The sequence below is a fragment of the Micromonospora sp. NPDC004540 genome, from assembly GCF_040610095.1.
GTDB lineage: Bacteria > Actinomycetota > Actinomycetes > Mycobacteriales > Micromonosporaceae > Micromonospora.
Genome location: NZ_JBEXLR010000086.1, coordinates 21,928 through 28,323, shown reverse-complemented (window position 1 = coordinate 28,323; position 6,396 = coordinate 21,928). Strand labels below are relative to the sequence as shown.

At 72.6% G+C, this 6,396-nt stretch carries 6 protein-coding genes; 4 read left to right on the top strand and 2 right to left on the bottom strand.

Annotated elements, in window-relative coordinates; translation table 11 throughout:
* Positions 1-236: 236 nt before the first annotated feature.
* Positions 237-1,115, bottom strand: a complete 879-nt coding sequence (locus ABZV78_RS24270) for a 3'(2'),5'-bisphosphate nucleotidase CysQ (RefSeq protein ID WP_355642026.1) — start codon at positions 1,113-1,115, stop codon at positions 237-239.
* 200 nt (positions 1,116-1,315) lie between these two features.
* Here ABZV78_RS24270 and ABZV78_RS24265 point away from each other — a divergent pair, with 200 nt between their 5' ends.
* Together ABZV78_RS24265 and corA are read left to right on the top strand one after the other, a co-directional pair.
* Positions 1,316-2,410, top strand: a complete 1,095-nt coding sequence (locus ABZV78_RS24265) for a PLP-dependent aminotransferase family protein (RefSeq protein WP_355642024.1) — start codon at positions 1,316-1,318, stop codon at positions 2,408-2,410.
* 370 nt (positions 2,411-2,780) lie between these two features.
* On the top strand, positions 2,781-3,929 hold the full coding sequence (gene corA / locus ABZV78_RS24260) for a magnesium/cobalt transporter CorA (RefSeq protein ID WP_355642022.1): 1,149 nt from the start codon (positions 2,781-2,783) through the stop codon (positions 3,927-3,929).
* A 78-nt stretch (positions 3,930-4,007) separates the two neighbouring features.
* Here corA and ABZV78_RS24255 read toward each other — a convergent pair whose 3' ends face one another.
* Positions 4,008-4,811 (bottom strand): hypothetical protein, encoded by an 804-nt coding sequence (locus ABZV78_RS24255; protein WP_355642020.1) that lies wholly within the window; start codon positions 4,809-4,811, stop codon positions 4,008-4,010.
* A gap of 84 nt (positions 4,812-4,895) precedes the next feature.
* Between ABZV78_RS24255 and ABZV78_RS24250 the strand changes: the two genes are divergently transcribed.
* Together ABZV78_RS24250 and ABZV78_RS24245 are read left to right on the top strand one after the other, a co-directional pair.
* Entirely contained in the window at positions 4,896-5,426 is a 531-nt protein-coding gene (locus ABZV78_RS24250; protein ID WP_107075444.1) for a peptidylprolyl isomerase, read from the top strand.
* Between the two features lie 25 nt (positions 5,427-5,451).
* The gene (locus ABZV78_RS24245; protein ID WP_355642018.1) at positions 5,452-6,393 is read left to right on the top strand and encodes a rhomboid family intramembrane serine protease; all 942 of its coding nucleotides are present in this window, start codon (positions 5,452-5,454) and stop codon (positions 6,391-6,393) included.
* Positions 6,394-6,396: the final 3 nt, after the last annotated feature.

Genomic DNA, 6,396 nt, shown 5'->3' with positions numbered 1-6,396 from the left:
TGTTGCGCACCTGACTGGTCAGGTTCGACGCCATCGAGTTCACGTTGTCGGTCAGGTCGCGCCAGGTGCCGGAGACCCCCTTCACCTGCGCCTGATGTCCGAAGGCGTTGTGCTGGTCTCGCTCGGCCGGCATGACCCTCCCTGGCTGGCGGTGGCCCGTCTCTCGGGGCTCAGGTCGGACGTGCTGTCCGACCGACGATATCGCCCGGTCACCTGGACCGTGCGTACCCCAACACTCAGCCGAACGCCCCACCCGGGGTGTCGGTGACGGTCGAAGCGGGCATCTCGACCCCGGTGCGGGCGATCGCGTCGAGCAGGCGGTCGGCCAGCTCGGGGCGGCAGACCAGCAGGTCGGGCAGGCGCGGGTCGGCCCGGTTGTAGCGCAGCGGCGACCCGTCGATCCGGGACGCGTGCATCCCGGCGCCCAGGGCGACCGCCACCGGGGCGGCGCTGTCCCACTCGTACTGGCCGCCCGCGTGGACGTACGCGTCGACCTCGCCGGTCACCACGGCGCACACCTTGACCCCGGCGGAGCCCATCGGGACGGCCCGCGCGCCGAGCAGCTCGACCAGCTCGCCGACGAAGGCCGGCGGCCGGCTGCGGCTCACCGCGATCCGGATCGGCCCGTCGACCGCCTTCGGGGTCGGGCAGGTGGTGCCGAGGATGAGCTGGTCACCGTCCACGGTGGTCCGCGCCGGCATGCCGACCGCGCCGGCGACCAGGGCGCCGTCCGGCGCGGCCGAGCGCTGCCAGAGCGCCACGTGCACCGCCCAGTCGTCCCGGCCGGCCTCGGAGAACTCGCGGGTGCCGTCGAGCGGGTCGATGATCCAGACCCGGTCGGCGTCGTGCCGGGGCGCCCGCTCGCCGTCCGCCCAGGCCCGGCGCGCGTCGGCCTCCTCCTCGGAGAGCACCGCGTCCACCGGCCGCCAGCGGGCCAGCGCCGCGGTCATCAGCTCGTGCGACGCGCGGTCGCCGGCGTCCTTGAGCGCCTTCGGGTCGGCGAAGCCCTGCCGGTCCCGCAGCGCGGTGAGCGCCTCGCCCGCCCGCCCGGCCAGCCACTGCGCGAACTGCTGGTCGTCGAGCCGTCCGGCCTCGTCCTCGGTCACGAGCCTCACCACCTGTCTCCCCGGGCCTGCCGCGACCCGCAATCCTTCGGCGGCCGGTGGTCCCGGCGCCAGCTTCCGGTCGGATGGTAGACAAGCCGTGAACTCGTCTCGGGTCTCCGTCGGCCCTGGTGGACGGAGCGGCCGCCCGCATGTTGAACTTCGCGTGTATGGCGGTCGGACCCGCCGGACCAGGCCCTAGGCTCGTGCGCATGACCGCCGAGCAGCTGATCTCCTTCGCCCGTGGCGCTCCCTCGCTGGACATCGTCGATGTCGAGGGGCTCAAGGCCGCCGCCGTCCGCGCCTTTGACGCCGACCCCGCCGGGATCACGGCGTACGGCACCTCCGTCGGTTACCCGCCCCTCCGGAAGTGGATCGCGGAGAAGCACGGCGTCGAGGCCGACCAGGTGCTGATCACCAACGGCTCGCTCCAGGCCGACGCGTTCCTCTTCGACCACCTGGTCCGGCGGGGCGACGCGGTGGTGGTCGAGCGCCCGACGTACGACCGGACGCTGCTCAACCTCCAGCAGATGGGCGGCGAGATCCACGGCGTGACGATCCAGCCGGACGGTCTGGACACCGCCGAGCTGCGCAAGCTGCTCGAGTCGGGGGTCCGGCCGCGGCTGGCCCACGTCATCCCGAACTACCAGAACCCGGCCGGCGTGACCCTCTCCCTGGAGAAGCGTCGCGAGCTGCTCGACCTGGCCGCCGAGTACGGCTTCACGATCTTCGAGGACGACCCGTACGCGGACATCCGCTTCCGGGGCGAGCCGCTGCCCTCGATGCTGTCGATGGACACCCGGGGCGTGGTGGTGCACGCCTCCAGCTTCACCAAGACGGTCTGCCCGGGCGTCCGGGTCGGCTACCTGGTCGGCCCGGCCGACGTGATCGCCACGATCGCCAAGCGGGCCACCAACCTCTACATCTCGCCGGGCATGGTCTCCGAGGCGATCGTGCACCAGTTCTGCGTCTCCGGCGAGATCGACCGGTCGATCCACACGGTGCGGACGGCGCTCGGCGAGCGCGCCGTGGTGCTGGCCGAGTCCCTGCGCCGGCACATCCCGGAGGCCCGGTTCGTGGAGCCGGACGGCGGCTACTTCCTCTGGATCGAGCTGCCCGAGGACGTGGAGGTCGACCGGCTCGCCCCGGCCGCCGCCGAGCGTGGCGTGGCGGTGGTCAAGGGCAGCGACTTCATGATCGACGGTGGCCGGCACGCGCTCCGGCTGGCCTTCTCCGCGGTGACCGCGGACCGGATCGACGAGGGTGTCCGGCGGCTGGCCGAGGCGATGGCGGCCGTCCGAGGCTAGTTTTCTGTCGGGTTTCTGACAGAACGGCGATAGCGGCCGGTCCGGCTCTCCCGCTGGGCCGGCCGGCGGCCCACAATGCTGCGAGCGCCGCTCACCTTCCCCCGGTGACCGGTCCGCCCACCGGGGAGCCGCGGGCTGCCCCCGTCCGGACCGTCGGCGCGCGCAGCACAACTCCCGCCCCCAATGGGTGCCGGGTGGGCCGTGTCGCCCCTCACCCCCCTGACGCGGCCGGCCCGCCCGGCGCCGTCAGCGACACCCCGGCCGGGCGTGACGCGGGTCGCAGCCCGGCCGCCCGCCCCGCGCTCGCCCCGCTGCGCCCCGCCCCGACCGGCGTAACCTGCAAGCCGCAGCTTCGTGGAGAGGGGGCGAGATGACGGACCGGGTGGCACGCGACCGCAGCGCCGGGCAGAACGGCGACCGGGCGCCCAGGCCACGGGCCTGGGCGGCGCCGGTACGCGCCATGTCGCGCATCCTCAACGCCGACGGCTCCCCGCAGACGGCCCAGCCGGCCGGCCCCGACCGGAGCGGGATCGTCGACTGCGGTCTCTACGTCGACGGCGAGCGCCAGCCCGGCGAGTGGCACTACGCCGACGCCCTGGCCGCCGCCCGCCGGGAGCGGAACGGCTTCGTCTGGCTCGGCCTGCACGAGCCGGAGCTGGACGAGATGTCCGCGATCGCGGCCACCTTCGGCCTGCACGAGCTGGCCGTGGAGGACGCGGTCAAGGCCGAGCAGCGCCCCAAGCTGGAGCGCTTCGGTGACGTCGCCTTCCTGGTGCTGCGCACCGCCCGCTACTGCGAGCACACCGAGCTGACCGAGAACTCCGAGGTGGTGGAGACCGGCCAGGTGATGCTCTTCATCGGGCCGAACTTCCTGATCAGCGTCCGGCACGGGGACGCCTGCCGGCTGTCGCCGGTCCGGGCCGACCTGGAGGCGAAGCGCGACCTGCTGCTGCACGGCCCGTGGGCCGTCGCGTACGCGATCACCGACCGGGTGGTGGACCTCTACCTGGAGGTGGCCGACCGGCTGGAGGACGACCTCGACGTGCTGGAGGCGGACGTCTTCGACCGGCAGGGCAGCGGCCGGATCCAGCGGATCTACCAGATGAAGCGCGAGCTGGTGGAGTTCAAGCGGGCGGTGGTGCCGTTGCAGCGCCCGCTGCTCACCCTCACCTCGCAGGTCAACCGGGAGGTGCCGCAGGAGGTGCGGCGCTACTTCCGGGACGTGCAGGACCACCTCAGCCGCACGGTCGAGCAGGTGAACTCCTACGACGACCTGCTCAACTCGATCCTCCAGGCGCGGCTGGCCCAGGTCACCGTCGACCAGAACAACGACATGCGCAAGATCGCGGCGTGGGCGGCGATCGGCGCGGTGTGGACCGCCATCGCGGGCATCTACGGCATGAACTTCGAGAACATGCCGGAGCTGAAGTGGACGTATGGCTATCCGGGCATCTGGGCCGTGAACCTGGGCCTGTCGTTCATCCTGTACCGCTGGTTCCGCCGCAACGGCTGGCTGTAGCCCGCCCGTACCGCAGACGGAAGCGCCGGCCACGCGGGGCGGACCCCGCGCGCCGGCGCTCTCCGTGACCGCCGGGGGTCAGCGGCGCCCGCTGGCCTTGGTGCTGTTCCGGCCGTTCTGCACGGCCTTGGTGACGTCGTCCGCCGGGCGGCCGGAGACGTCCTTGGCGCCCTCGGCGACCGAGGGGACCTTGTCGGTCGGCTGGATCACCGGCTGGCTGCTCGACGTGGCGGTCGAGGCGCTGCCGCTGCCGGCCACCGCCGAGCTGCCGGCGCCGGTCAGCCCGGCCTGGGTCACCTTCGCGGTCGCGTCGGGGGTCTCCACCACGATGGTGTCCACGTCCTCGCGCATCGGCTCCAGCTTGCCGGTCGGGTCGTACTCGGCCCACTCCTGCTGCTCGCGGCGGCGGCGCATGGCCATCGCGCCGGCCAGGCCGGCGACGGTCCCGGCGAGCAGCAGCCCGGTCGTCATGCCGCGCGACCTCTTCTGCTTCTTCTTGGCGGCCTTCATGTTCTTCGCCTTCACCTTCTTGCTCATGGCGGCCTGCTTGGCGGTGGCGGCCTTCCTGCCGGTCAGGGCCTTGCCGGCGGCCTCGGCCTGTGCGTTGCGCATCGCCATGAGCAGCGGCGCGAGTGCGGCGGCCGTCGACGCGACGCCGCTCGACGCCCGGTCCCGGACGACGATCGCGGTGGGCGCGACGGCGCCCCGGGCTGCCTGAACCCGCGGGCCCACCGTGGCGCCGGCACCCTTCGCCGCGTGCGTGGCGGCCTGCCTCAGGTGACCGATGCCCTGGTTCAGCTCCGCCTTCGCGAGCTGCCCCTGGGTCTTGCGCCGCCCGATTCCAAACACGGTCCCACCTCCTGGGAGTTGTTCCTCCGTCATCCTCCACCTTCGGATGCCTCCGCATGGCCAGATCGGGCACATGGGAGGATCCGCATGGAACTGACCAACAAGTGAGGAGTACCCGTGGCCGAGGCTGTCTACGCCACCTTGCACACCAACGCTGGCCCGATCCGGCTGGAGCTCTTCCCGAACCACGCGCCGAAGACCGTCCGCAACTTCGTCGAGCTGGCCGAGGGCACCCGCGAGTACATCGACCCGCGCACCGGCCAGCCGGGCAGCGGGCCGTACTACGACGGCACCATCTCGCACCGCGTGATCAGCGGCTTCATGGTCCAGATGGGCGACCCCACCGGCACCGGTCGCGGTGGCCCGGGCTACAAGTTCGCCGACGAGTTCCACCCGGAGCTGCGCTTCGACCGGCCGTACCTGCTGGCGATGGCGAACGCCGGGCCGGGCACCAACGGCTCGCAGTTCTTCATCACGGTGGGCCCGACGCCGCACCTGAACAACCGGCACACCATCTTCGGCCAGGTCGCGGACGAGCAGTCGGCGAAGGTCGTGGACTCGATCGCGAACACCCCGACCGGCCCGAGCGACCGGCCGCTCCAGGACGTGGTCATCGAGCGCGTCGAGATCGAGCGCAAGCCGGCCTGAGCGTCGCGCGGGTACCTTTGCTCGCATGACTGAGCGCTCCGGGCAGGCAGGTGACGCCACAGACGGGCCGGTGCCGACCACTCCGGTCTGCTATCGGCACCCCGATCGGGAGACCTACGTCCGGTGCACCCGCTGTGACCGGCCGATCTGCCCGGAGTGCATGCGCGACGCCTCCGTCGGCCACCAGTGCCCGGAGTGCGTCAGCGCGGGACGCCGTAGCGTGCGGCCGGCGCGTACCGCCTTCGGGGGCGGTGCGGCCGGCCGCCAGGGCTACGTCACGAAGACCCTGATCGCGCTGAACGTGCTGGTCATGGTCCTGTCCATCGCCTCGGCCCGCAGCGGGAGCGCGGTGGCCGGCGGTGGCCTCGGCGGCCTGATGGGCGATTCGACGCCGTTGACCGACTGGGGTGCCGTGCTGGGCCTGGCACGCTTCAGCGACGGCATCATCGGCGGGGTGGCCGACGGCCAGTGGTACCGGCTGGTCACCGCCATGTTCCTGCACTTCGGCCTGTTGCACCTGCTGCTCAACATGTGGGCGCTCTGGGTGCTCGGCCGGACGCTGGAGGCGGTGCTCGGGCCGCTGCGCTTCCTGGCGCTCTACCTGATCGCCGGGCTCGGCGGCAACGTGGCGGCCTACGTCTTCACCGAGCCGAACCGGTTCACGGCCGGCGCGTCAACGGCCATCTTCGGCCTGTTCGCCGCGATCTTCGTGATCATGCGCCGGCTGGGCCGGGACACCTCGGCCATCGTGCCGGTCCTGGTGATCAACCTGGTCTTCACGTTCACCGTGCCGAGCATCTCGGTGGCCGGGCACCTCGGCGGGCTGGCGGTCGGCGCGCTGATGGCCCTGGTCCTGGCGTACGCCCCGCGGATGCGGCGGACCGCCTTCCAGGTGGCCGGCGGGGCGATCCTGCTGGTGGCGCTGCTCGGGCTGGTCCTCGTCCGCACCGCGACGCTGGTCGGCTGACCC

Coding starts and splice junctions, on each gene's coding strand:
- ABZV78_RS24265 (WP_355642024.1), top strand. CDS start 1,316: ATGACCGCCGAGCAGCTGATCTCCTTCGCCCGTGGCGCTCCCTCGCTG.
- corA (WP_355642022.1), top strand. CDS start 2,781: ATGACGGACCGGGTGGCACGCGACCGCAGCGCCGGGCAGAACGGCGAC.
- ABZV78_RS24255 (WP_355642020.1), bottom strand. CDS start 4,811: ATGACGGAGGAACAACTCCCAGGAGGTGGGACCGTGTTTGGAATCGGG.
- ABZV78_RS24245 (WP_355642018.1), top strand. CDS start 5,452: ATGACTGAGCGCTCCGGGCAGGCAGGTGACGCCACAGACGGGCCGGTG.